This is a genomic window from Streptomyces sp. NPDC043878 (genome assembly GCF_056435735.1).
This window is the reverse complement of sequence record NZ_JBWKDW010000006.1, coordinates 113,342-135,755: the sequence shown is the minus strand read 5'-3', so window position 1 is coordinate 135,755 and position 22,414 is coordinate 113,342. Positions and strand designations below refer to the sequence as shown.

24 protein-coding genes, 1 tRNA gene and 1 pseudogene are annotated in these 22,414 nt (G+C 69.9%); 19 read left to right on the top strand and 7 right to left on the bottom strand.

Annotated elements, in window-relative coordinates:
- Positions 1 to 21 precede the first annotated feature (21 nt).
- The 5 genes from AC07AZ_RS11030 to AC07AZ_RS11010 all read left to right on the top strand — a co-directional run bounded on the left by AC07AZ_RS11030 (position 22) and on the right by AC07AZ_RS11010 (position 3,178).
- Positions 22 to 121: transfer RNA gene (locus AC07AZ_RS11030), tRNA-OTHER, on the top strand.
- A 42-nt stretch (positions 122 to 163) separates the two neighbouring features.
- Entirely contained in the window at positions 164 to 655 is a 492-nt protein-coding gene (locus tag AC07AZ_RS11025; protein WP_478846107.1) for an NUDIX domain-containing protein, read from the top strand.
- A 260-nt stretch (positions 656 to 915) separates the two neighbouring features.
- Positions 916 to 1,173, top strand: coding sequence for a DUF397 domain-containing protein (locus AC07AZ_RS11020; RefSeq protein ID WP_478846105.1), 258 nt, complete (start codon positions 916 to 918; stop codon positions 1,171 to 1,173).
- Between the two features lie 78 nt (positions 1,174 to 1,251).
- Entirely contained in the window at positions 1,252 to 2,148 is an 897-nt protein-coding gene (locus AC07AZ_RS11015) for a JmjC domain-containing protein (protein ID WP_478846103.1), read from the top strand.
- 709 nt (positions 2,149 to 2,857) lie between these two features.
- On the top strand, positions 2,858 to 3,178 hold the full coding sequence (locus AC07AZ_RS11010; RefSeq protein WP_478846102.1) for a hypothetical protein: 321 nt from the start codon (positions 2,858 to 2,860) through the stop codon (positions 3,176 to 3,178).
- Between the two features lie 80 nt (positions 3,179 to 3,258).
- On the opposite strand, the pseudogene AC07AZ_RS11005 reads toward AC07AZ_RS11010, so the two are convergent.
- Together AC07AZ_RS11005 and ssd are read right to left on the bottom strand one after the other, a co-directional pair.
- A pseudogene (locus AC07AZ_RS11005) lies at positions 3,259 to 4,125 on the bottom strand (TadA family conjugal transfer-associated ATPase); the annotation flags it as partial.
- A gap of 71 nt (positions 4,126 to 4,196) precedes the next feature.
- Entirely contained in the window at positions 4,197 to 5,324 is a 1,128-nt protein-coding gene (ssd, locus tag AC07AZ_RS11000) for a septum site-determining protein Ssd (RefSeq protein WP_478846375.1), read from the bottom strand.
- Positions 5,325 to 5,871: 547 nt separating this feature from the next.
- Between ssd and AC07AZ_RS10995 the strand changes: the two genes are divergently transcribed.
- Entirely contained in the window at positions 5,872 to 6,717 is an 846-nt protein-coding gene (locus AC07AZ_RS10995) for an HAD family hydrolase (protein ID WP_478846101.1), read from the top strand.
- Positions 6,718 to 7,163: 446 nt separating this feature from the next.
- On the opposite strand, the gene AC07AZ_RS10990 is transcribed toward AC07AZ_RS10995, so the two are convergent.
- Complete coding sequence (locus tag AC07AZ_RS10990; RefSeq protein WP_478846099.1) at positions 7,164 to 7,988, bottom strand: Fic family protein; 825 nt, start codon at positions 7,986 to 7,988, stop codon at positions 7,164 to 7,166.
- Positions 7,989 to 8,089: 101 nt separating this feature from the next.
- Between AC07AZ_RS10990 and AC07AZ_RS10985 the strand changes: the two genes are divergently transcribed.
- Entirely contained in the window at positions 8,090 to 9,070 is a 981-nt protein-coding gene (locus tag AC07AZ_RS10985) for an ATP-binding protein (RefSeq protein ID WP_478846097.1), read from the top strand.
- Positions 9,071 to 9,291: 221 nt separating this feature from the next.
- Here AC07AZ_RS10985 and AC07AZ_RS10980 read toward each other — a convergent pair whose 3' ends face one another.
- Complete coding sequence (locus tag AC07AZ_RS10980; protein WP_478846095.1) at positions 9,292 to 10,563, bottom strand: polysaccharide deacetylase family protein; 1,272 nt, start codon at positions 10,561 to 10,563, stop codon at positions 9,292 to 9,294.
- A 340-nt stretch (positions 10,564 to 10,903) separates the two neighbouring features.
- Between AC07AZ_RS10980 and AC07AZ_RS10975 the strand changes: the two genes are divergently transcribed.
- Positions 10,904 to 13,462, top strand: a complete 2,559-nt coding sequence (locus AC07AZ_RS10975; RefSeq protein ID WP_478846093.1) for a bifunctional SulP family inorganic anion transporter/carbonic anhydrase — start codon at positions 10,904 to 10,906, stop codon at positions 13,460 to 13,462.
- Between the two features lie 475 nt (positions 13,463 to 13,937).
- Here AC07AZ_RS10975 and AC07AZ_RS10970 read toward each other — a convergent pair whose 3' ends face one another.
- From AC07AZ_RS10970 to AC07AZ_RS10960, 3 genes are read right to left on the bottom strand one after another with little or no spacing between them, the layout of a single operon-like run.
- Entirely contained in the window at positions 13,938 to 15,590 is a 1,653-nt protein-coding gene (locus AC07AZ_RS10970; RefSeq protein ID WP_478846091.1) for a recombinase family protein, read from the bottom strand.
- Positions 15,587 to 15,928, bottom strand: coding sequence for a hypothetical protein (locus tag AC07AZ_RS10965; RefSeq protein WP_478846089.1), 342 nt, complete (start codon positions 15,926 to 15,928; stop codon positions 15,587 to 15,589). Before AC07AZ_RS10965 ends, AC07AZ_RS10970 begins: the two co-directional genes overlap by 4 nt.
- A gap of 13 nt (positions 15,929 to 15,941) precedes the next feature.
- Complete coding sequence (locus AC07AZ_RS10960) at positions 15,942 to 16,370, bottom strand: helix-turn-helix domain-containing protein (protein ID WP_478846087.1); 429 nt, start codon at positions 16,368 to 16,370, stop codon at positions 15,942 to 15,944.
- 306 nt (positions 16,371 to 16,676) lie between these two features.
- Here AC07AZ_RS10960 and AC07AZ_RS10955 point away from each other — a divergent pair, with 306 nt between their 5' ends.
- The 11 genes from AC07AZ_RS10955 to AC07AZ_RS10905 all read left to right on the top strand — a co-directional run bounded on the left by AC07AZ_RS10955 (position 16,677) and on the right by AC07AZ_RS10905 (position 22,343).
- The gene (locus tag AC07AZ_RS10955; protein ID WP_406124938.1) at positions 16,677 to 16,883 is read left to right on the top strand and encodes a helix-turn-helix domain-containing protein; all 207 of its coding nucleotides are present in this window, start codon (positions 16,677 to 16,679) and stop codon (positions 16,881 to 16,883) included.
- On the top strand, positions 16,880 to 17,098 hold the full coding sequence (locus AC07AZ_RS10950; protein ID WP_318319378.1) for a hypothetical protein: 219 nt from the start codon (positions 16,880 to 16,882) through the stop codon (positions 17,096 to 17,098). Before AC07AZ_RS10955 ends, AC07AZ_RS10950 begins: the two co-directional genes overlap by 4 nt.
- Before the next feature lie 67 nt (positions 17,099 to 17,165).
- Complete coding sequence (locus tag AC07AZ_RS10945) at positions 17,166 to 17,555, top strand: hypothetical protein (RefSeq protein WP_478846085.1); 390 nt, start codon at positions 17,166 to 17,168, stop codon at positions 17,553 to 17,555.
- Complete coding sequence (locus tag AC07AZ_RS10940) at positions 17,552 to 17,929, top strand: hypothetical protein (protein ID WP_478846083.1); 378 nt, start codon at positions 17,552 to 17,554, stop codon at positions 17,927 to 17,929. Before AC07AZ_RS10945 ends, AC07AZ_RS10940 begins: the two co-directional genes overlap by 4 nt.
- A complete protein-coding gene (locus tag AC07AZ_RS10935) occupies positions 17,926 to 19,089 on the top strand; it encodes an ERF family protein (protein ID WP_478846081.1) in 1,164 nt (387 codons plus the stop codon). Before AC07AZ_RS10940 ends, AC07AZ_RS10935 begins: the two co-directional genes overlap by 4 nt.
- Positions 19,086 to 19,703, top strand: coding sequence for a hypothetical protein (locus AC07AZ_RS10930; RefSeq protein WP_478846079.1), 618 nt, complete (start codon positions 19,086 to 19,088; stop codon positions 19,701 to 19,703). Before AC07AZ_RS10935 ends, AC07AZ_RS10930 begins: the two co-directional genes overlap by 4 nt.
- A complete protein-coding gene (locus tag AC07AZ_RS10925; protein ID WP_478846077.1) occupies positions 19,700 to 19,939 on the top strand; it encodes an aromatic ring-opening dioxygenase LigA in 240 nt (79 codons plus the stop codon). The genes AC07AZ_RS10930 and AC07AZ_RS10925 overlap by 4 nt, the downstream gene beginning before the upstream one ends.
- A 70-nt stretch (positions 19,940 to 20,009) precedes the next feature.
- Positions 20,010 to 20,912 (top strand): hypothetical protein, encoded by a 903-nt coding sequence (locus AC07AZ_RS10920; RefSeq protein WP_478846075.1) that lies wholly within the window; start codon positions 20,010 to 20,012, stop codon positions 20,910 to 20,912.
- On the top strand, positions 20,909 to 21,628 hold the full coding sequence (locus tag AC07AZ_RS10915) for a zinc finger domain-containing protein (protein ID WP_478846073.1): 720 nt from the start codon (positions 20,909 to 20,911) through the stop codon (positions 21,626 to 21,628). The genes AC07AZ_RS10920 and AC07AZ_RS10915 overlap by 4 nt, the downstream gene beginning before the upstream one ends.
- Positions 21,625 to 22,185, top strand: coding sequence for a hypothetical protein (locus AC07AZ_RS10910; RefSeq protein WP_478846071.1), 561 nt, complete (start codon positions 21,625 to 21,627; stop codon positions 22,183 to 22,185). The genes AC07AZ_RS10915 and AC07AZ_RS10910 overlap by 4 nt, the downstream gene beginning before the upstream one ends.
- Positions 22,182 to 22,343 (top strand): hypothetical protein, encoded by a 162-nt coding sequence (locus tag AC07AZ_RS10905; protein WP_318319388.1) that lies wholly within the window; start codon positions 22,182 to 22,184, stop codon positions 22,341 to 22,343. The genes AC07AZ_RS10910 and AC07AZ_RS10905 overlap by 4 nt, the downstream gene beginning before the upstream one ends.
- The last annotated feature ends 71 nt before the right edge of the window (positions 22,344 to 22,414 follow it).

Here is a 22,414-nt window from a genome sequence, read left to right as displayed (position 1 = left end):
GCGATACGAATAACCAAACGGGCCCTTGTAGTTGAGTCAGGCACAATACCGGCTAAGTGTCGCTTTTAGTCGAACGGTCACGTACTAGCCGGAGACTCCGGTTCGAGTCCGGGCAAGGGTACTGAACAGCCAAAGAATCACCGAGAAGAACGGCAGGCAAGCCATGCATACCGATATGGACTTTATAAAGCCACCTCGTCGCCGCATTGGGGCACTCGCCATAATCCGGAATGAGTCCGGGGCAGTACTCATGGTGCAGAAGAGCTACAAGGGCGGGTCGTTCGGTCTGCCCGGCGGTTGCGCGAACGAAAACGAGCCGCCGCACCGGGCATTCACTCGTGAAGTGCGGGAAGAAACGGGCCTGACCTTAGCTCCCGGGCGGCTTCTCGTTGTGCACTACATGGCGCGGAACGAGGAAACCGGGTCGACGGAAGGCTTGAACCTTGTTTGGGACGGCGGCACGGTTTCATCCGAATCTCAAATCACCCTGCCTGCCCCGGCACCCGGGGAGGAACCGGAGCTGACGAGCTATCGGTTTGTTCCGCTCGATGAAGTCGGCGAGTTGGCCGCTTCACATACGACGCTCCGCATTAACGCTGCCATCGCGGTATTGAGCGCTTCACACCTGCCTACCGCATATCTGGTGGACGGCTGACGGAATGGCCTGCCAAATACCGTCCGGCGGCTCGTGTAGCGGGTGCGGGGAATGCAACCCGGAGATCTTCCTTCCCGCGCAAGAGCCGTACTTCGGTCCGGGTGCCCCCGGCGGGGACCAGGACGGGCACGAGCAACCCAAGCCACACCCCCAATAGACCCCCGTTCGGCTACTTGAAGACGGCGGTAGCCGAACGGGTCAGAAAGGGTACGACGGCGCGGAGAACGCTTCTCCGTAGAACCGATGCACACGGAGGCACTGTGAAACCGAACCTCTACGAACTCCCGATCGCGGGCGCGGAGTTCACCACCTATTGCGGTGGGAACGGCGGCGACAGCGACGACGAGAGCTGTGTGAAGGGCGCGAAGATCCCCGGCACCGAAGACGGCTACGTTCTGCGCAGCACCGTCCCCGGCGGCGAGGGAAGCGACCTGAGGGCCGACCGGGGCGAACTCCGGGAACTCTTCTTCGGCATGGCTTCGGAACTCGGCCTGACCGTCACCGACGCCAAGGCGTGAGTCGACGCTGATACGACGGGCCGTCTCCGAATGCCGGGGGCGGCCCGCCCAACTCTGATCGCAGTGAGGAGATATCCCATGTCCGTGGAATTCCTATTTCCCGACGGTGCCGACGAAGTGTTGTCGAACTGGCCCACCAAGCCGAAGTTGTACGCACGAGGAAGCACCGAGTTGGACAGGGCCGTATCTCTTCAGATGTTTTATGAACTGATCGACGAGAACTGTCTAGCGCCGAAGAACATAGCTGTCGTCAAGGGCGGTCAAGCCGTCCACCCTGGCCGCTATACGACCATCAACGGCGAAGAGATTATTCCTGGGCGGCTCCGGAAACTTCTCAATGACGGCCACACGATCAGTTTCCGGAACCTACAGCAGCGCATTCCGTTCCTTGCCCGGCTCTCGCGAGATCTCCAAGAGGAGATCGGATACCCGAATCACATAAGCGGCTATCTGACTCCACCCGGGGCGCAAGGTCTTAAGCACCACTGGGACACGTTCACGGTCTTCATCGCGCAGCTCTCAGGCTCCAAGGTATGGGACCTGTTCGACCCCGTAGTTGATTCTCCCTTATTCGGCTACCCCCAATTCTCGACACCCGTCGTGGGCTTCACCGAGGAACAACGAGCCCGTTTTGCCGCTGGCCCACCAGATCATCAATTCACCTTGGTACCGGGCGATACCTTGATTGTCCCCCGGGGCACAATTCACAGCCCTCGTGCGGCCGGAGCTGAAGACAGTTTCCATCTCACCTTCGCTCTCAAAGAACGCTCGCGGCTTTGGCTCGCCGAACAACTCGTTGGACTGGTCGTCGACAGCCCCGCCTTCCGTACGGAAGTAGCCCCGCACCTTCTGACGGGGGATCTTGAGACCCAACTGAGTTCGACCAGGAACGAGCTAGTCGCCTTCCTCGACGACCTAGACCTTCGGAGTGCTGCCGACCGCATCCGGGCAGCCGTTCTACCTGAGAAGCCCTGATTCATGGACAGTTCCGGTAGCCTGCGTGGTCTGGCAGACGGCGCAGGGAGAGCGATGACGGAAACCGACGACAGTAGGCCGAAGTTTTGGCAGGACAGCACGACGCATTGGCACGCTTGCTCATGGATGGGGCACGAGAACCCCAGGGACAGTGAGCGAAACACGAACACCGGAAAGATTCCTCCCCTGGTAATCGCTCAGTGGTTGGAAAAGCGGCCCGATGCTTTCGACGGGGTTTTTGATCGTGATCCCGAAGGGCGCAAGGCCGCACTTGAATGGATGAGGGAAGGCGGAGAAGAACAAGTGCACCTCGGTGAGCACGCGTTCCCTCTCGCCGATCGACTCACGTACGTCGAAGACACGTTGCAACGCGGGTCAGACGTGGTCTGGGGCTACTACTCCCAGAAACAGCGGTACGTCTCCCGGGTACTGATTGCCTGCCCGAGACCGGGCGCGCCGTGCCCAACTCGAAGGTCCTGAGGGCCCGTTGATCGCCCCGTCCGTCCGTCGTTCCCCCGTGGCGGATGGGCGGGGTTCCGCTCCCCGAAGCGGATTGCAGTGCTAGCGTGCACATCACAACAAAACAAAGTGGCCCCATCAGGACTCAGAGTGTTGGTCGCACTCTGCTGACGGGGCCGTGACGACACCACTTAGGAGAGCTGTCGCCGTGCGCCACTCTATCGCGCGCGCCATCTTGGCGTGCCTTCGCATGTTCCTGGTCGCTGTGCTGCCCCCGAAGGGCAAGCGCCGGAAGAGCCCCACGGAGCCCGTAGCGGCTGCCGACGCGGACACGCTGACCCTTCGCGTAGTCCCGCCGCCCCTGCCTCCCCGGAGCCCGTACGCGGCCTACAACGCCGACCCGGAGCCGTTGAGGGGTGAAGACCTCCCCCTTGTGCCGCGCTACTTCCGCACCTTCGAAGCCGACCCGTACAAGCACGTCACGACGCTGCGTCGTCGAGCCGCTGAGCTTGCCGTTCTCGGTGTCGACGTGGGGCCCGACGTGATCCACGGGGTCCGACTCCCTGCCTGATCAGCGCGCTTGACCTAGCCCCGTCCGACCAGCAACCGGACGGGGCACTCTCAGACCTCCCGCTTGCATGGTTACCGCAGACACCCGCCCTCGTGGCCGGTGTTCAACGCGGCCAGCAGATGCACCACTTCGGGCCCCCGCACCTCACCCACCACCAGCCGGTCCGGCCGCATCCGCAGCGCCTGCCGCACCAGGTCCTGGAGCGTGACGAGCCCGGCGCCCTCCTGGTTGGCGGGTCTGGTCTCCAGCCGTACGACGTGGGGATGGTCGGGCCGCAGCTCCGCCGAGTCCTCGGCGAGCACGATCCGGTCGCCCGGTCCGACGAGCCCCAGCAGGGCGCTCAGCAGCGTTGTCTTGCCGCTGCCGGTGCCGCCGCTGACGAGGAAGGACAGCCGCGCCTCGACCAGCGCCCGCAGGACGCGGTCCCCGTCCGGCGGTACCGTGCCCGCGGCCACCAGTTCGCCGAGCGTGAACGCGCGGGGCCGTACGACCCGCAGCGACAGGCAGGTACAGCCGACGGCGACCGGCGGCAGCACCGCGTGCAGCCGGGTCCCGTCGGGCAGCCGGGCGTCGACCCAGGGCCGTGCGTCGTCCAGCCGGCGTCCCGCCACGGCGGCCAGACGCTGCGCGAGGCGTCGTACCGCTGCCGCGTCCGGGAAGGACACGGCCGACAGCTCCAGGCCGCCTCCCCGGTCCACCCAGACCCGCTCGGGGGCGGACACCAGCACATCCGTCACCGACGGATCGGCGAGCAGAGGTTCCAGGGGGCCGCTCCCAACCAGCTCGGACCGTAACTGGGCGGCTGCGCCGAGGACTTCGGCGTCTCCCAGCACGCGCCCCTGTTCCCGCAGCGCCTGGGCCACCCGCGCCGGCGTCGGTTCGGCCCCGCTCTCGGCCAGCCACTGCCGCACTCCGTCCAGCAGCCCGGAGGGAGCGGGGGTGGGCATGTCCCGGCCGGCCGGCGAGCGGGGCCCGGCGCCCCCCTGCCGTCCCGGCCATGCGAGCCCGGAGGCCGTACTCACGCCGCACCCGCTTCCAGCAAGGCCCGCTCCCAGAACTCCCGGCAGAACCGCGCCAGCGGGCCTCGGGCGGCCGCGCCCGGCGGCGCCTTGCCGCCGTCCGGCCGCAGCAGCGCGGACTCCACGGGCACTGCTCCGGCCAGGGGCAGTCCGAGCAGCCGGGCCACCTCCCGGTCGTCGAGCCCTGGCCCGTACGGTCCGCGCACCGCCAGCCGCAGGTCGCGCAGCACCATGCCGACGGCGGCGGCGACACGGCCGGCCGCCGCCACGGAGCGCAGTTCGGCGGGGACCACCAGGAGCCCGAGGTCGAGCTGGGCGAGGATCTCGGCGACCCCGTCGTCGACGCGGCGCGGCAGGTCGACGACGACCGTGCCACCTCGCCTGCGGGCGGCCGCGAGCACCGCTCGGACGGCCTGGGGCGGGACGGCCATGCAGTCACCGCGGTCCCAGCTGAGTACGCGAAGCGAGTGCAGCCGCGGCAGCGACTCCTCCAGAGCGCCCCCGCCTACCCTCCCGCGGGAGGCGGCGAACGCCGGCCACCGCAGTCCCTCGGCTGTTTCACCGCCGAGGAGCACGTCGAGTCCGCCGCCCAGCGGATCGGCGTCCACGAGGAGGGTGCGCAGACCCTCGCGCGCCGAGGTCACGGCGAGCGCGCAGGCCAGTGTGGAGGCTCCGGCCCCGCCCCGGCCGCCGATGACGCCGACGGTGAGCGCGGGCCGGCCCACCCCCTCGGCCACGTCGGCGATGCGGTCGACCAGCCACTGCTCCCCGTCGGGCAGCATCAGGACGTGGTCGGCGCCGATCTCGACGGCCCGCTGCCAGACCCCCGAGTCGTCCTGGTCGCGACCGACCAGCACCACCCCGCGTCTGCGCGCGGCTCCCCGCACCCGCCGTGCCGCGTCGTCGCCGACCAGGACGAGCGGCGCGGCCTCCCAGCGGCCCCTGCGCTCCGGCATTCCGTGGTGGACCTCGGGTGTGGCACCCGCCGCCGCACACAGGCGCAACAGGTCGTCGAGCAGTTCGGCGTCCTCGGTGACGATCAGCGGTGCGCCCTGCCGCCCTCCGGCGGCGGGCGGTGGATCCTTGGTGATGGTTCCGGCCACGGCCTGTGTCCCCCTTCGCTGCATCTCTCGCGCAGCCACTGCGGCCCCGCGATTACCAAGACATGTGAAGAACCGGCAAGCGGCCTCCATATGAACGGCCGATACGAACCGGCCAAACGCCTCCGACTAACCGGACCGGCCATGAAGTCGGCATCGGCGGGAAGCGCTGGAATCACGGTGCAGCGATCCGGGAAAACGTGTGGATCTTGGTCGATAACTGTGGACAACTCGGTGGCTGTGAATATCGGCTTCACCCATACCGGTGACCCCTGTGCACAACGCCGTACGACTTCCACAGCGCAGCCCGATGACTACACAGCGTGATGGATCGTGGCCGTGCGGGCGAGGCGGCCACGGCCGCCCGGCAGCGGCAGGACGGCCGCGCACAGAAAGGGAGAAACCCACCCGGACATGCGACGACCCCCGCCGGGGGGGAGAGCGGGGGTCGCCTTCACGGCCGACTCGGGGGGGGAGGAGTCGGGCCGCGTTAGCACGGTCGCGAACGATCCGTGACTTCCATGGTGTACCCGAGAGGCCTCTCAGGCAAACCAACGCGCCTACCTTACGCCGAATGGGCTGCGCCTATGCTCGGGGCGTGGAAAACCACTCCTTGCCCCGCACAGCGGCCTTCTTTGACCTGGACAAGACGGTCATTGCGAAGTCGAGCACGCTCACCTTCAGCAAGTCCTTCTACCAAGGCGGCCTGATCAACCGCAGGGCCGCCCTGCGCAGCGCGTACGCCCAGTTCGTGTTCCTCGCGGGCGGCGCCGACCACGACCAGATCGAGCGCATGCGCAAGTACCTGTCCGCGCTGTGCCGCGGCTGGAACGTCCAGCAGGTCAAGGAGATCGTCGCCGAGACACTGCACGACATCATCGACCCGATCATCTACGACGAGGCGGCCTCACTCATCGAGGAGCACCACACCGCCGGCCGCGACGTCGTGATCGTGTCCACCTCGGGCGCGGAGGTGGTCGAGCCGATCGGTGAACTGCTCGGCGCGGACCGCGTGGTGGCCACCCGCATGGTCGTGGGAGAAGACGGCTGCTTCACCGGAGAGGTGGAGTACTACGCGTACGGCCCGACGAAGGCGGAGGCGATCCGGGAACTGGCCCTGTCCGAGGGGTACGACCTGGAGCGTTGCTACGCCTACAGCGACTCGGCGACCGACCTGCCCATGCTGGGGGCGGTCGGGCACCCGCACGCCGTGAACCCCGATCGCACACTGCGCCGCGAGGCCCTCGCGCGCGGGTGGCCGATCCTCGACTTCCACCGCCCGGTGCGGCTCAAGCAGCGGTTCCCCACCTTCTCCGTACCGCCCCGCCCGGCGCTCGTCGCGGCAGCGGCGATAGGCGCCGCGGCCGCCACGGCGGGCCTCGTCTGGTATGCCAGCCGACGCCGGGCGGTGGTGGCCTGAGCGCGCCCCGGCGACACCCCCGCGACACCTGTTGAGCCTCGCCGACGTCCGGCGGCCACCTGGCGGCAGTCATACGGCAGTTGGCCTCCCCTTCATTCGGTCTGCTTTTGAACCGTTTAGTCACAAAAGCAAAGAACCGCAGCCAGGGGTTCCGCTTGCCCGGGACCAGGAGTACAAAGGGGTTAACGGCCCGCGAGACCAAGGACATCCGCGAGGATGACCTCCTTCGCATACCGGCCCCACGGACCGCGCATGAACACCGAGCACCCACGCGACGTCGACCCGTCGATTACGGGCCAGCCGCACCAGGTGACGGGCAAAGTCCCGACCTGATGGGCGACACCACGAGGACGCCTGGTAACCCGGTGAACATGCCAGCGGCGGTACGACATCTCGTACCGCCGCAACCCTTTTCGGCCCTCTGCGCGAGGGCCGATTCTTCGTCGTTACGCCGCCCCGCGCTGGAGCGCCTCGCACACCGCGGTGGACTCGCGTGCCCCCAGCTCCACCGCCCGGCCGCAGTGCCCGATCCAGGCGGCCATGCCATCGGGGGTGCCGGAGACGTATCCCTCGAGCGCCGCCAGATAGGCCGCGCGGCCCAGTTCGGCGTGTCCGACCTCGGCCGGGCAGACCGACTTGGGATCGAGACCGCTGCCGACCAGAACGATCCGCTCGGCCGCACGCGCGACCAGGCCGTTGTGGGAGGTGAAGGGGCGCAGCGCGAGAAGTTCCCCGTGCACGACCGCGGCCGTCACCAGCGCCGGCGCCGAACCGCCCGCGAGGATCAGCTCGGAGAGCCCTTCGAGGCGGCCCGACACCTCGGCCGCGCTCGGCAGCGGCAGCTCGATCAGCGGCTCGTCGACCGGCTCACCCTCCTGGCGCGGGCGACCGACCTCGTCGCCCTTGCCCGCGGCCGCGACCAGGTGAAGGCGGGCCAGCACGCGCAGCGGTGACTGGCGCCAGATGGACAGCAGTTGTCCGGCCTCGGCGCTCAGCCGGAGGGACGCGCCCACCACGCGCGCCTCGTCGTCACCGCTGAAGTCGGTACGCCGGCGCACCTCTTCCAGGGCCCAGTCCGCACCGGACAGCGCCGCTGACCCGCGGGAGCCGCGCAGGGCCGCCTCGGCGGTGATCTCGTTGCTGCGGCGCCGCATGACCCGGTGCCCGTAGACCCGGTCCACTGCCTTGCGCATGGACTCCACGGACTCGGCCACCCCGGGCAGCGAACCCAGGGCCGCGAGCGGATCGGCGGTCGCGCCTGTCGTACTCATGAGTACGACCCTACGCACCCGGGCGGCACACCCCACGATGGAGTGGTCTTCTTCACGCCCGTCCGACACATACAGCTACTGATCGACTACGCTTCGTGAACATGAAAATTGCTTTCGTCGGAAAGGGCGGCAGCGGCAAGACCACGCTGTCGTCCCTGTTCATCCGCCATCTCGCGGCCACCGGCGCCCCGGTCGTCGCGGTCGACGCCGACATCAACCAGCACCTGGGCCCCGCGCTCGGCCTGGACGAGGCCGAGGCCGCCGCCCTGCCCGCGATGGGTGAGCGGCTGCCCCTGATCAAGGACCATCTGCGCGGCTCGAACCCACGGATCTCCTCGACCGAGGAGATGATCAAGACGACTCCGCCCGGTGAGGGCTCGCGGCTGCTGCGGGTGTGCGAGGACAACCCGGTCTACGACGCCTGCGCCCGGACGGTGGAACTCGATGGCGGCGCCGTCCGTTTGATGGTCACCGGGCCGTTCACCGAGGCCGATCTGGGAGTGGCCTGCTACCACTCGAAGACCGGCGCGGTGGAGCTCTGCCTGAACCATCTCATCGACGGCCCCGGCGAGTACGTCGTCGTCGACATGACGGCAGGCTCGGATTCCTTCGCGTCCGGCATGTTCACCCGCTTCGACATGACGTTCCTCGTCGCCGAACCGACTCGTAAGGGGGTCTCCGTCTATCGCCAGTACAAGGAGTACGCCCGCGACTTCGGCGTCGTCCTGAAGGTCGTCGGCAACAAGGTGCAGGGCACGGACGACCTCGACTTCCTCCGCGCCGAAGTCGGGGACGACCTGCTCGTGACGGTGGGTCACTCGGACTGGGTGCGTGCCCTGGAGAAGGGCCGGCCGCCCCGGTTCGACCTCCTGGAGGACGCCAACCGCCGAGCCCTGCACCTGCTGCGGACGGCCGTCGACGCGACGTACGGACTGCGTGACTGGGAGCGCTACACACGGCAGATGGTGCACTTCCACCTGAGGAACGCCCGGTCCTGGGGCAACGCGCGCACCGGGGTCGACCTGGCGGCGCAGGTCGACCCGGATTTCGTGCTCGGCGAGGAAGTGTCGGCGGACGCCTGACGCGGGACAGGGCCGGACCGGGTGCGGGCGTCCAGCGGCCGGGCGCCTGACACCGGCCCGGTCCGCGACAGACGCAGGGGGCCGGGCACCGGACCGGGCCGCGACGACGCCGGGCAGGCACGCCAGGCAGCCGCACCGGGCAGGCCGGGCAGCCGCACCGGACAGGCACGCCGGGCAGGACACGCCGGGTGCCCGCCCGGTCGGGCCCGCGCCGGACGGCCCTACCGCTTGACCGCCGGCGCCCCAGGTACGCCCTTAGGGGCCGGGGCGGGGTGGTCCGCCAGGAAGGACGCCCAGCCCTGCTTCGGGGTCTCACCGACGTTGAGGGTGCCCAACTTCCGGACGACCTGCGGGTCCTGGGCGTCCAGCCAGTCGGCGAGCTGCCGGAAGGAGACGCACCGCACCTCCGCCTTGGTGCAGACCTGCTCGACGACCTCCTGGACGGCACGCATGTAGGTGCCGCCGTTCCAGGACTCGAAGTGGTTGCCGATGATCAGGGGCGCCCGGTTGCCGTCGTAGGCCCGCTCGAAGCCCTTGAGCAGGCCGTCACGCATCTGGTCGCCCCAGAACTGGTACTTGGCGGGGTCGCCCTGGGTCGTGGTGCCGGACTGGTTGACCATGAAGTTGTAGTCCATGGTGAGCTGCTCGTAGGAATGCCCGGGGAAGGGCACGAGCTGCATCGACAGGTCCCACAGGCCCTTCTTCTTCGCCGGCCAGACCTGCTGGTCGACGCCGCTGGTGTCGTAGCGGAAGCCGAGTTCGCGGGCGGCGGTCATGAAGTTCCTCTGGCCTTCGAGGCAGGGCGTCCGGCCGCCGACGAGTTCCTGGTCGTAGTCGAAGGGCAGCGGGGCCGCCTTCTTCATGCCGGTGTTGGTCTTCCAGGACTTCACGAACTGCTTCGCCTGGGAGATCTCGTCCTTCCAGTCGTCCACCGACCACTCGCCCACGCCGCCGCTCTTACCGCAGAAGTGGCCGTTGAAGTGGGTGCCGATCTCGTTGCCCTCCAGCCACGCCAGGCGCAGCTGCTTCACGGTGTCGGAGATGCCCTGCTCGTCGTTGAAGCCGATGTCCGAGCGGCCCGGGGAGTGCTGCGGCGGCCGGTACAGATCGCGCCTGGCTTCCGGCAGCATGTAGACGCCGCTGAGGAAGTAGGTCATGGTCGCGTTGTTCGCCTGGGCGACCTCGCGGAAGTGGGAGAAGAGCCGCTGGCTGTCCTCGCCGGCGCCGTCCCACGAGAAGACCACGAACTGCGGGGGCCGCTGACCGGGCTTGAGGCGCTCGGCCCTGGGCAGGTGCGGTTGCGCTCCGGTGTACGCGGTGGAGCCGTCGCCGATCAGACGCAGCACGCTCTTCGGCGCGTGGGCCGGCTTCGCTTTCTGCGGGCCGGAAGCCCCCGTCCTGGAAGCGTCGGTGCCGGTCGCGCAGCCGGCGAGCGACGCCGCACAGACCGCGGCGACCACGGCGCCCGCGGCGAACCTCTGGGTGGCGGCCATGTTCCGCCCACCTTCTTCCTTCTCTCTGGCCAACGCCGGTGAGGGCGTTCTCTGGTGCTGCCTGCCGCGGTGGGCCGACAGCGCCGCCAAGGTCGCACGGGACCGAGAAGGAATTAGTACGACAAGCCGATGAAATAACCACCTCACTCCATTGAGTGAATTACTACCCCATTTGCCCATTAAGTCTATGCCATTGCTTTACTCTGCATTACGATCCATTTACTGAGCGTCAATTCATCCCGCCGCTGCACGCCGTGACCCCACGGCCGCGACCCGACCCCCGTCACGGACGGGGGACGACCTGATCCGCGACCGCGCCGCCCCGGAGGAGACGGGAACCATGTCTGCCTGCGTCCCCACCAGCGCCACCGACCCGAGTCGGACCGAGCGCGTCCACTCACCCCACAGCCCGCCGCCGGCTCCGCCCCGGCGTTTCCGCGTCGAGGGCGCCGACCTGTCGGCGTCGATCGCCGTCTTCCTGATCGCACTCCCGCTGTCCCTCGGCATCGCCCTCGCCACCGGCGCGCCCCTCCAGGCCGGCCTCGTGGCGGCCGCCGTCGGAGGGCTCGTCGCCGGGCGGCTCGGCGGCGCCCCGCTCCAGGTCAGCGGCCCCGCCGCCGGCCTCACGGTCGTCACCGCCGACCTCATCCACCGCTACGGATGGCGTACGACGTGCGCCATCACCGTCCTCGCGGGGCTCGCCCAGATCGGCCTCGGGTGTCTGCGGGTGGCCCGTACGGCCCTCGCGGTCAGTCCCGCGATCGTGCACGGGATGCTCGCCGGCATCGGCGTCACCATCGCCGTCGCCCAGCTGCACATCGTCCTCGGCGGGACTCCGCAGAGTTCCGTCCTCGACAACCTGCGCTCGCTGCCCCGCCAGTTGGCCGACCTACAGCCCGCCGCCGTCTCGGCGAGCGTGCTGACTCTGGCCCTGCTGCTGCTCTGGCCCCGGATTCCCGGGCGAATCGGGCAGCTCCTGCGCAAGGTTCCGGCCGCGCTCGTCGCCGTCGCCGGCGCGACCCTGGCCGTCTCGCTCGCCGGGCTGACCCTGCCCAAGGTCGATCTGCCCTCCTGGAGCAGCCACGCCCTGGCCGGGCTGCCCGAGGGTCCGGCGCTCGGAGTCGCCGCCGCCGTGCTCACCACCACCCTGGTGTGCAGTGTGCAGTCACTGCTCGGCGCGGTCGCCGTGGACAAGCTGGTGACCGCGCGGCCGGGCCTGTCCGCCCGGGTCGGCCGGTCCGACCTGAACCGCGAGCTGTTCGGCCAGGGCGCCGCCAACATCGTCTCCGGCGCACTCGGCGGCCTCCCGGTGGCCGGGGTCGCCGTACGGAGTTCCGCGAACGTGAACGCGGGTGCGGTGAGCCGGAACTCCACGATGCTCCACGGCGTTCTCGTAGTAGTCGCCGCACTGCTGATGGTCCCGATCCTCGAGTTCATCCCGCTCGCATCGCTCGCCGCCCTGGTGATGGCCGTCGGCATCCAGATGGTGTCCCTGCACCACATCCGTACGGTGACCCGCCACCGAGAAGTGCTCGTCTACGTCGCCACCACACTCGGCGTGGTGCTCCTCGGCGTCCTGGAAGGCGTGACGCTGGGAATCGCCGTCGCGGTCTCCGTCGCCCTGAACCGCCTCGCCCACACCCGGATCACGCATGAGGAGAAGGAAGGAGTCCATTACGTCCACGTACGCGGTCAGTTGACGTTCCTCGCCGTGCCGCGACTCAGCCGTGCCCTGCATCTCGTGCCCCAGGGAACCCACGCTGTCGTGGAGCTGGACGGATCGTTCATGGACCACGCGGCGTACGAGGCACTGCACGACTGGCAGAACACCCACATCGCGCAGAGCGGTTCGGTCGAGCTGACCGGCCGCCGTCCCGGGACGCGGGACACCGAGCCGGCGTCCTCCCACGCTCGCGACCTCTCCCACGTCCTCGGCCTCGTTCCAGCAGAGGTGATTCCCTTGGGGGACTGCCGTTGCAGCCCCTGGACGCCCTGGCGCAACCACCGGTGCGACCTCCCGCAGCTCGCACCACCACCCGGCGACGAACGGGACACCACCGGCGCAGGCGCCGCGGACACCGAGACCGACGCAACCGTCAAGGCCGGCCGGACCAGCAACTTCGGCAGAACCGGCGACTCCGGCGGAAGCGGCCAGACCAGCGAGCCCGGCGGAGTCAGCGGGATCGGCGGTACCAGCGGCAGCGGCGGGTCCGGGACCGGCCGCGGGTCCGGCGGGGACGAACTGGCCCGAGGCATCAGCGCGTTCCACCGCAACACCGCACCCCTGGTCCGGGGCGAGCTGGCGCGGCTGGCGCGCGAGGGGCAGCAGCCGACTCAGCTGTTCCTCACCTGTGCAGACTCACGGCTGGTCACTTCGATGATCACCTCCAGCGGCCCCGGTGACCTCTTCGTCGTGCGCAACGTGGGCAACCTCGTTCCGCCGCCCGGCCAGGAGGGTGGGGACGACTCGGTGGGCGCGGCCCTCGAATACGCGGTGGACGTGCTCAAGGTGCGCTCCATCACGGTGTGCGGGCACTCCGGATGCGGGGCCATGCAGGCACTGCTGTCCTCCGAGCCGGGCGGTGCGCGGACCCCGCTGAAGCGGTGGCTGCGACACGGGCTGCCCAGCCTGGAGCGCATGGCAGACGACAGCCGGCCGTGCGCCGGACTCGCCGGGCGGGCGCCCGCCGACGCCGTCGAGCAGCTCTGTCTGACCAACGTGGTCCAGCAGTTGGAACACCTGCGCGCCCACGAATCGGTGGCCAGAGGGCTGCGGGAGGGCGAGCTGGAGCTCCACGGGATGTACTTCCACGTGGGTGAGGCACAGGCGTACCTGCTCGCCGAGGCGGACGAGGGTGAGCTGTTCGACCACGTCCGGGCGGCCGACGCGCCCGCGTGAGCGACACCTCGTCCGGTCCCGGCCCGGTCCCGGGGCCGGGGCCGGGGCCGGGTTCGGGTTCGGGTTCGGGTTCGGGCACCGTTCCCGTGGCCTCGACCCGGCCCTGGCCGGCCCTGGCCGGCCCTGGGGGCCGCCCCGGTGTGCCCCGTGGCCCGCGCCGCCGTCGGCGGCTGGAACGCGAAGGGCAGGGCGGGGCGGGGCGGAAAGGGGTGTCCGGGGCTGAACTCCGGCTGATCGGGGTCCGTGGGAACCAATGACTCCGGCCACGGGGACCACTCACCGGGGTCCGATGAGCAGAGGTCTAAACCAATCGTCGGTCGACCCTTGTCACCGGACCCCCCGGTCTGATGAGCTGTGGCCTGGGACACAACGGACACCCCGGGAAAGGCAGATGCCGTGAGCAACGAAAGCCTGGCCAACCTGCTCAACGTAGAGAGGGACGGACGCTCGTTGCTTGCATGCCTCTGACGTGCGGTTACGCGTTGGCGCGCGGTCCGAGTAGCTTCGGCTCGTCTTCCCAGACGGTTACCGGCACCGCGTATGCGGGGGTTTCCGTCCCGTCCGGCGCGGTCGACTTCGGGTATGCCCACACGCCGCGCAATACGGTCCGCAGCATGGACCGGCGCGTTTCAACGGGAGTGATGTCCCACCGGTCGACCAGGCCGCGCACAACTGGCAGGTAGTCGGCCGGCTTGGCCTCGTCCTGCTCGGTGCGCTGGTCAAGCTCCGCGAGTTCGGCTGTTACTCCCTCCTGCTCCTTCCCGAGTCGATCTCGCTCGCGGATGTACGAGTCCTCCGGGATGATGTTGCGGCTGACCAAGCTGGTCTGTCGGTCAATCTCTCGCTGGATCTCTCCGAGTCGGTCATTCAGCCGTTGGCGGGCGGTGCTCAGCCGCTCACGGGGGCTGGCGACCTGCTCGCCTCGTTGCTGCGGGATCTTTGCCGCCTCGGCCTCGATCGCGTCGGCCCAGTTGCGCAAATTGGTCCGCACGGCTTTTTCGACGACGGTGCGGAGGATGTACACCCCGTCGCATGTGCCGTTGTCTTTCATGGCCGAGCACCGGAACAGGTAACCCGGTTTCTTGATCAGTACCTTTCCGGCGCCGTAGGTGGCGCCGCCGGCGGCTGATGCAGTGCCGCCGCAGCGTCCGCAGCGCGTAATGCCAGACGTGACGTAGGCCGGCTTCCGGTTCCCGCTGGGGGCGTTGCGTGCTTTCTCGCGCTTCTCCTTGTACGCCTCCCACACGTCTTCCGGGACGATCAACTCATGGGCCCCTGGCACCCAGATGCGGTTCGGACAGTCCATGCCGCGTGAGCGGTTGCTGTCCGGGTCTTTGGGCGGACAGTCGCAGCCGTCAGGGTGGTACCGAATCCATCCGGCCGCAAAGCCACTGTCCATGTAGCGGGTGAGGCCGGATTGCAGCCACGGCTTACCGCGGGTGCCCTGGTAGCCGTTGCGGCCGAGCCATTGCGTAACCGACCCCATCGACTCGCCCTCGGCAACACGCTCGTACAACTTGGTGACAATCAGGCCGATATCGTCGGGCTCGTACCACTCTCGGTGAATCACGCCGGCGTCTTCGTCGAGTTGGCGCCGATGCCAGACGTACCCCCACCGCTTCCCGCCCGTGGCGGGCAGGCCGGCGGCGCGACGGTGCTCGCGGGTCTCTGCCCACTGCTCGCCGATCCGATCCGATTCGTACTCGGCGAACTTGAAGGCCATGCCCATTTGCAGTCGGCCGAACGCAGTTCGGGTATCGGCTGCCTCGGTGGCCGAGACGAGCCGGCCGCCGACGGCTTCGAGTTTGGCCAGATACACCGCATTGGCGTGGCGTGAACGGCCGAACCGTGAGTACCGCCAGACGGCGATGCCGCGGGCGACTCGGTCCTCGACGTCCTTGATCGCGGTACTGATTTTGCGCTTCATCTTCCGGCCGGACACGTCGAGGTCTTCAACCCAGTCGATGATTTCGGCGTTGTTGCGCTCGGCCCATGCGCTGATGGATGAGCGCTGAATCTCGGGGCTGATCTTCTCCTCGTAGTAGGTGGATACGCGTATGTAACCCACGAAGGGCTCACGCTTTGTGCCGATGCGTAAGCCCTTCGCGTGGTCGAGCGTCTGCGTCACGTATTGGACTCCCGGTTCAGGCGCCGCGCTTGCGCTCCGTCGAGCGGGACAACTTTCGCGGCCGGCGGTTCGGTCGCGAGTCGAACATCGTGGGCAACGATGTCGCGTACGAGGGCGGCGGCGGCGCGGTTGGTGTGTTCGGTGATGTAGTGCCGTACGGCGCGGTAGCCAGTGACCAGGGTCGCCAGTGCGCCCGTTGTGGTGGTGATAGTTCCGGTGATGATGGCGGGCCCTACCTCGGCCGTCGTGAGCACTTCCGTGATCAGGATGGTGAGTCCGATCACGAGAACTAACACAGCGGCGGCGGCGGTGAGGTAGGCATCGGTGCGGCTGGTCACTTGCAACCCTTTCCTAGCTGGTGCCCTCCTGCCTGTGTTTGGCAGTGAGTGCGTTAATCACGCTTTTGACTGCGGCGCGGTCGGTTTCGTCGATCACGCCGAGCGCGGTAAGCGCTTCCTCTTCGGTTTTTGGGGTGCGGGGCCGCTCAGTGGGTTGAGGCTCTTTCTCAAGTGCCTCGGGGGGGAGGTGGCCGGCCCGGACAAGGAGCGGCATCACGGGGATGCCGAGGGTGACGCCGAGCGCGTAGCACGTGCCGACGTCGGGTTGCCCCTTGTCGCGTAGGAGTCGCGAGACGGTGGCGACAGGGATACCTGATGCGTCAGCGAAGCGTCGCTGTACGCCGCGTTCTTCGGGGTCGTAGCCGTTGCGGACAAGGGCCCACCTGAGCCAGTCGCCGAAGGACGTGTCGAGTGGTGGTTCCGGTTGCGAGCCGTGATTCATAGGCGCAATGTATCGCGCACGCGAGATTCATGGTGCGCCGTGCACAACTTTTCGGCATGTGATGAGTCGCCCCCCGTAGGCCGCTTCGAACACCCGAATCCGCACACTATCGAACGTGTGAGCGGTTCTCCACCGCTCATTCACAAACGGTAGCACCCATAGCACGCGTTTCCCCTGGTCTCCCATGCCTCCCTGGCGCCTCACGCGCACTCCCCTCCCTCGCTTGTTTCACGCGTGAGTGAAACATGCTACGTTCCACTCGTGAGCGAAAAGCGCTCACGAGTGATCGAACGAGGTACATCCCCGATGCGTTTTGACCCCAAGCCCCTGCGCTCCGCCGCCGCATCCGTGGGCGACAACAGCACCGCCGCGATCGCCCGGAAGCTCAACACCCCGTACGCGACGGTGATCCGTTGGACGAGCGGGCGCAGCGTCCCGGCCGGCCCCTCTCTCGCCAGCATCGAGCGCACCTACGGCGTGACCGCAGCCGCCCTCTTTCCGGCCGACGCATGAGCGCGCCGACCCTCGACGCCGCCCGCGCCCGTGCCGCTGCCTTCACGGCCGCCGCCCGCGTCTGGCGACACGGCCTCGACGCCATGGACCGCATGAGCCCAGCCGCCGCCGCGCGTGCCTGCTACCAGCCCGGGGGCCCGTCCCTCGCCGAGCTGGAACGGCGCATCTGCGCCGACCGCGCCGCCCGTACCCGCAGTCACCGCGCCGCCGCCTGACAACGGAAAAGGCCGCCCGGATGCGACCCGGACGGCCCTCCCCGACCGAACCCGAGAGGTCCGAATCGTGAACACTCCCCAGCGTACCCAGCGCCGCCGGCCCCGCGCCGTCCTCGCCATCAAGGGCGCCCGCGCCGCCCACGCCCGCACGACATTCGTCCGCGTCGTCGCGCGCCAGCTCAACCAGATCGCCCCCGGCACCGTCCGCGTGCACACCGTGCCGACGACGCACCACGGCCGCGAAACCCGGGCCGTCGTCCTGTACGCCGAGGCCGGCGCCCTCGACGCAACGGCCGAGCAGCGCCGCGCCGCCTACGGCCTGCTCAGCCGAGCGTTCCCGGAAGCCGACTGGACCCGGGCCCGCACGTACGACGCCCGGACCGGCGTCCTGGTCGCCGACGAACCGACGGCGCCGGCCGCCCTCGGCCTCGACACCGCGCCGGAGGCCCGCCAGTGAGGCCCCAACTCAGCGCCGACGGCCTCGCCGTCCGCCTCCCGCTCGCCGAGCACGTCGACCCCCTGCTCGACGAACTCGCCCTCGCGTACGCCCAGGACCCCGACGTCGTCGGTCGCCTGCTCGCCGCCCACGCCGCGAGCGTCGTCCGCCTCGACTACGCGATGTGCAGCGACGACGCCACCGACTACGGCCGCGCCATACGCGCCGCCGAGGCCGACGCCACCCGCGAGGCCCTGCTCGACGACTGCCCGGCCGCCGTCGCCCTCGACCCCCTGCTCGCCCCCGACGACGCGATCAGCCTCGCCGGACGCATCACCCGGGCCGCCGCCCACATCCGCCACCGCACCACACCGAAGGGAACCGCGCACCAGTGACCGTCACCGCCCTGCACCCGGCCCAGTCCGCCACCGTGGCCGAGGACGACGCCCCGTTCGTCAAAACGGCGTACGAGCCCGCCCCCGCGGGCGCCCCGGCCGAACTCCCGCGCGTCTTCCAGGTGATCCACGGCGTCATGCGCGACGTGATGCCCGTCGCCAAAGGGCAGCAGAACACGCAGCAGAACTACAAGTTCCGGGGCGTCGACGACGCGATGTCGGCCATGGCCGGCCCCATGCGCAACCACGGCTGTTTCATTGCACCCGAGCTCGCCGAACACCACCAGCGCCCCCGCGGCGACAAGGGCACGCACACCGTGATCAAGATGCGTTACCGCATCTACGGGCCCGCGGGCGACTGCCTACTCGTCACCGTCCCGGGTGAGGCCATGGACACGGCCGACAAGAGCACCAACAAGGCCATGAGCGCCGCGCTCAAGTACATGTTGTTTCAGGTGTTCATGATCCCCGTGGATGCCCGGTCGATCGACGACAGCGACCGCGACGCCCCGGAGCCGCCGGCCGAGCACCGCGCCGAGCACCAGCGCAACCAGCAGCGCCGCCAACAGCGTCAGCAGCGCGGGCAGCAGCAGCCGCGCCGCAGCAACCGCGCCGAGCCCGGACCGTGGGAGCAGCCGCAGCAGCAGGCCCGCCAGCAGCGCCCCGACTACGTCGCCGCCGCCCGTAAGGCGGACAGCCGCGAGCAGTTCGCCAAGATCCGGGCCGCCGCCATCGACGCCGGCGCCCCCGCCGACTACCTCGCCCAGCTCGACGCGATCGCCGCGAACAAGGCCAACGGTTCCCCGTGCGGATGTGGGCCCCGCGAGGTGTGCGACCAGTGCCGCCAGACGACGACGCGTCAGGAGCGCCGCGACCGGCCCGGCCCGCAGCAGCAGGGCAGCACCGCGCAGACCGGGCCCGCCCCGCACTCCGTTTCTGACGCGGTCGCCGCCGAGGGCGCCATACCCGCCGGCGTGGCCACCGCCGAGCAGGCCGCCGCGGAGGCCGAGAACCTGCTCAGGCTCGCCGCGAGCCGCGCCCACCTCACCACCCTCGACGCCGATTTCGAGCGCGTCTACGGCCTGCCCATCGAGCAGGCGACCGCCGCCCAGCTCGACCAGTTCCGCGCCAAGATCGAGGCCGCCGGGGGTGCCCAGTGACCGACGTCGAGAAGAAGACCAAGGCGCCCGACCCGGCGTACCTCGCCGCCGTTCTGCGCCGCCGTCAGGCGATGCGGGCCCGCCTCGACCAGGCCGAAGAACTGTACGAGGACGTGAACCGCGAGGCCGCGAAGTTACTCGACCAGCAGTACAAGGCGACCCGCAGCGTCAAGGCCGACGTGACCCTCGACGACGACACGAAGTTCGCCAGTGTGACCCGCGTCGGGGGCGAGGCCGAGGCGCAGGTGACCGACCGCGAAGCGTTCGCCGCATGGGTGCGCGACCACTACCCCGAACACTGGGATTTCCGGATCATCCCGGCCCGGACCGAAACCGTCGTCAACGAGACGTTCGCCGCGACCGTCCTCGCCGCCGTCGACGCCGCCGGCGTGCCCCAGTTCGCCGACCCCGAGTCGGGCGAGCTGTACGAAGTGCCGGGCGTGATGATCAAGCCGACCCGCAGCCGCTACTACCGATGGACGTTCACCCGCGAGTCGAAGCGTCAGCCGCTCGACGGCCGCGCCCTGGTCGCCGACGCCGTCAAGGCCGGCGCCCTCGACCTCGACGCGCCCCTCGCCATCGAGGCCGCGCCCACCGCGGAGGCCGAGCAGTGACCCGCGCGACCGCGGCGACCCTCGCCGCGATGCGCCGCCGCCTCGACGAGCCGCCGCCCGAGAACGTGCCCGGACAACTCGCCGTCAACGTCCCGGCCGGCGAGGACAAGCCGCCGAAGGTGTGCGACTACGGCAACCCCCGATGCGGAGCCGTACCCGTCCGCTTCTACGCGAACGGCTGGTTCTGCGACGACCACCCCGCCGGCCGCGCCGCGCGCGCCCGCACGACCCCGTGATCAGCCCCGGGGCGAGGAGACGACCGCGCCCTCGCCCCGGGCGCCCCACCCCCGACAGGAGCGACACCCCGTGACCCTCGACGCCATGGATTGGGTGTGGACCCGCGCGAAGTCGCGCGGGAACGCCCGCCTAGTCCTGCTCGCCGTCGCCGACGCCACCACCGGGCCGGAGGCCACCGCCCGCATGGGTACGGCCGAGTTCATGCGCCGGCTCGCCGCGTCCCGCTCGACGACGCGGGCCGCCGTCGACGCCGCCCTCGCCAGTGGCGAACTGATCGAGGACGAGCCCGCCCAGGGCAGCCGCGCGACCCGCTACACGATCCCCGGGGCCGTCGGGTACGTCCGCACCACCCGCGCTACCGGGCCGGAATCCGGCCCCAAAGCCCAGACAACCACCGGGCCGAATTCCGGCCCCCTCCCCGCTACCGGGCCGAATCTCGGCCCCTCTACCGGGCCGGAGTCCGGTCCCCCCGCCGATACCCCGGAATCCCCTTACCGGGCCGAATCTCGGCCCCTTTGGGGACCGGAATCCGGCCCCCATCACCCACCCATAGAGGGATTGAGTGAAGGAGGGAGCGAGCGTGGGCGCGACGCGGTCGCAGTGATCCCGGAGTTCGCCCGCCCCCTGGTCGACCAGATCACCGCCGCCGGCGTCCTGGTCGCGTGGAACCTCGCCCCGGCCGAGTGGTTCCTCGTCGACGCCCTCGCGAAGCGATCCGGCCTCGACATGCTCGCCGCCGCCGCCGTGCAGGCCGCCGCCCGCAACCGCAAGGGCGTGTCGCACGCCCGGTACTTCCTGCGGGCGTGGCAGTCGCTACCGCCCGCCCCCGCGCCCGGCACCGTCCCGGCCGGCGCCCCCGCCTCGCACGCCTCGAACGTGATCCCCCTCGACCGTGCCGCGCCCCGCGGACGCGTCGCCCAGTCCGCCGACCACCTCGCCGCCGCCCTCGCCGCCATGGAGGCCCAGCAGTGATCCCCCGCGAAGTTGCCGCCCTGATCGCCTACGTCGTCAAGCTCGACCCCCGTCTCGCCCTCGACGACCAGGCCGCCGCCGCCGAACGGCTCGCCCAGTGGTGCGACCTGCTTTCCGACGTCCCCGCCACCGCGCACGGGTGGGACGCCGCCCGCACCGCCCGCGACTACATCGCCCGCAACCCCTACCGCATCCAACCGTCGGACATATCCCGGCCGTGGCACACCCACAAGGCCGACGTCATGAGCCGGCATGTGGGCACGTTCGAGCCCACCGCGCATCCGGAGATCAACCCGGACGACGAGACGGGCGACGCGTATGTCGCGGCACTGCGCGCCGAGCGTTCCGCGGTCGCCGCCGGCCGGCAGGCGCCCGTAACGCACCGCGCCCTCACCGCGGGCCCGGCCGCCGCCCAAGTCGAGCGCCGCCTCGCCGAGTTGGGCACGTACATGCCCCGCACCGTCGCCCAGGCCCTCGCCGCCCACCGGCCGCACCGCGCCGCCCGCGAGCGTCTGGCCGCCGCCAACCTCCCCGACGCCCTCGACGTCGCGTGCACGTGGTGCGCCGCGCCCGAGGGCAAGCCGTGCCGCGGCCGGCGAGTCGACCCCAAGACCAACGCCGTCGGGCACCGCCCGAAGAAGGACCCGCACCCGTGCCGCGTCGAGGACGCCCAGGCACACCACGCCCGCCGCCAGGAGCAGGAGACCGCAGCATGAGCCCGACCCCGAAGCAGGCCCGCCAGCACCGCCGTAAGGCCGTGCCCACCGACCGAACGAAGAACGTCACGTCGTGGCGCGTGGAGGCCAGTTGGGACTACCGCCCCGACGCCCCGGTCGTGATCCGCACATCGGACCGCAAGCGGGCCCGCCGCAAGGTGACCGCGCTCGCCGACAAGGGCGCATACGTGATCTTCCAGGAACACGAAGGGTGGGACCGGTGGCGCACCGTCCGCGAGGTCGACGGCGCCGCCCTGCTCGCCGAGCGCGCCGCCGAGCAGCAGCTCGCCGCCGCCGGCCACCCGCCGACCCCGCCCGCTTACCGGCCGGACGCCGAGGACCGTCACCGGACGTGGCTCGCATGGATGGACGCCCGCGCCGAATCCGACCGCCGCGCCGCCGAGCAGGCCGCCCGCGAGCAGGCCGAGCAGGGCGCCCGCCGCCGGCGCCTCGCCGCCGAGGCCGCCCGCGACGCCCGCGCCCTGATGAGCCCGCCCGCAATCGTCCGGCCCGAGAACCGGCAGCGCGCACGGCACATCACCGGGGCACAGCGATGATCCCGGGCGCCGCACTCGCCGTCGTCCGGGCCGCCGTCGAGGACGCCCAGCGCGAGCACGACGACCCCGAGGCCGCCGTCGTCCGCATCGTGGCCGACCTACGCGCCGAAGGGTGGACGCTCGCCCCGCTCAACCAGGTCGAGCAACCGGCCGCCTAACCCAGGCAGGGGGCGCCACATGAAAAAAACCCAGCCCCCTCCCTGCTATATTTCACGCGCGAGTGATTCTT

Bases quoted from the DNA above. Each gene is read 5' to 3' on its own strand.
- AC07AZ_RS10950 (WP_318319378.1), top strand. From the start codon at position 16,880: ATGAGCGCGCCGACCCTCGACGCCGCCCGCGCCCGTGCCGCTGCCTTC.
- AC07AZ_RS10960 (WP_478846087.1), bottom strand. From the start codon at position 16,370: ATGAATCACGGCTCGCAACCGGAACCACCACTCGACACGTCCTTCGGC.
- AC07AZ_RS10955 (WP_406124938.1), top strand. From the start codon at position 16,677: ATGCGTTTTGACCCCAAGCCCCTGCGCTCCGCCGCCGCATCCGTGGGC.
- AC07AZ_RS10990 (WP_478846099.1), bottom strand. From the start codon at position 7,988: ATGAGTACGACAGGCGCGACCGCCGATCCGCTCGCGGCCCTGGGTTCG.
- AC07AZ_RS10975 (WP_478846093.1), top strand. From the start codon at position 10,904: ATGTCTGCCTGCGTCCCCACCAGCGCCACCGACCCGAGTCGGACCGAG.
- AC07AZ_RS10910 (WP_478846071.1), top strand. From the start codon at position 21,625: ATGAGCCCGACCCCGAAGCAGGCCCGCCAGCACCGCCGTAAGGCCGTG.
- ssd (WP_478846375.1), bottom strand. From the start codon at position 5,324: ATGCAGCGAAGGGGGACACAGGCCGTGGCCGGAACCATCACCAAGGAT.
- AC07AZ_RS10985 (WP_478846097.1), top strand. From the start codon at position 8,090: ATGAAAATTGCTTTCGTCGGAAAGGGCGGCAGCGGCAAGACCACGCTG.
- AC07AZ_RS10980 (WP_478846095.1), bottom strand. From the start codon at position 10,563: ATGGCCGCCACCCAGAGGTTCGCCGCGGGCGCCGTGGTCGCCGCGGTC.
- AC07AZ_RS11015 (WP_478846103.1), top strand. From the start codon at position 1,252: ATGTCCGTGGAATTCCTATTTCCCGACGGTGCCGACGAAGTGTTGTCG.
- AC07AZ_RS10905 (WP_318319388.1), top strand. From the start codon at position 22,182: ATGATCCCGGGCGCCGCACTCGCCGTCGTCCGGGCCGCCGTCGAGGAC.
- AC07AZ_RS11025 (WP_478846107.1), top strand. From the start codon at position 164: ATGCATACCGATATGGACTTTATAAAGCCACCTCGTCGCCGCATTGGG.
- AC07AZ_RS11010 (WP_478846102.1), top strand. From the start codon at position 2,858: ATGTTCCTGGTCGCTGTGCTGCCCCCGAAGGGCAAGCGCCGGAAGAGC.
- AC07AZ_RS10995 (WP_478846101.1), top strand. From the start codon at position 5,872: ATGGGCTGCGCCTATGCTCGGGGCGTGGAAAACCACTCCTTGCCCCGC.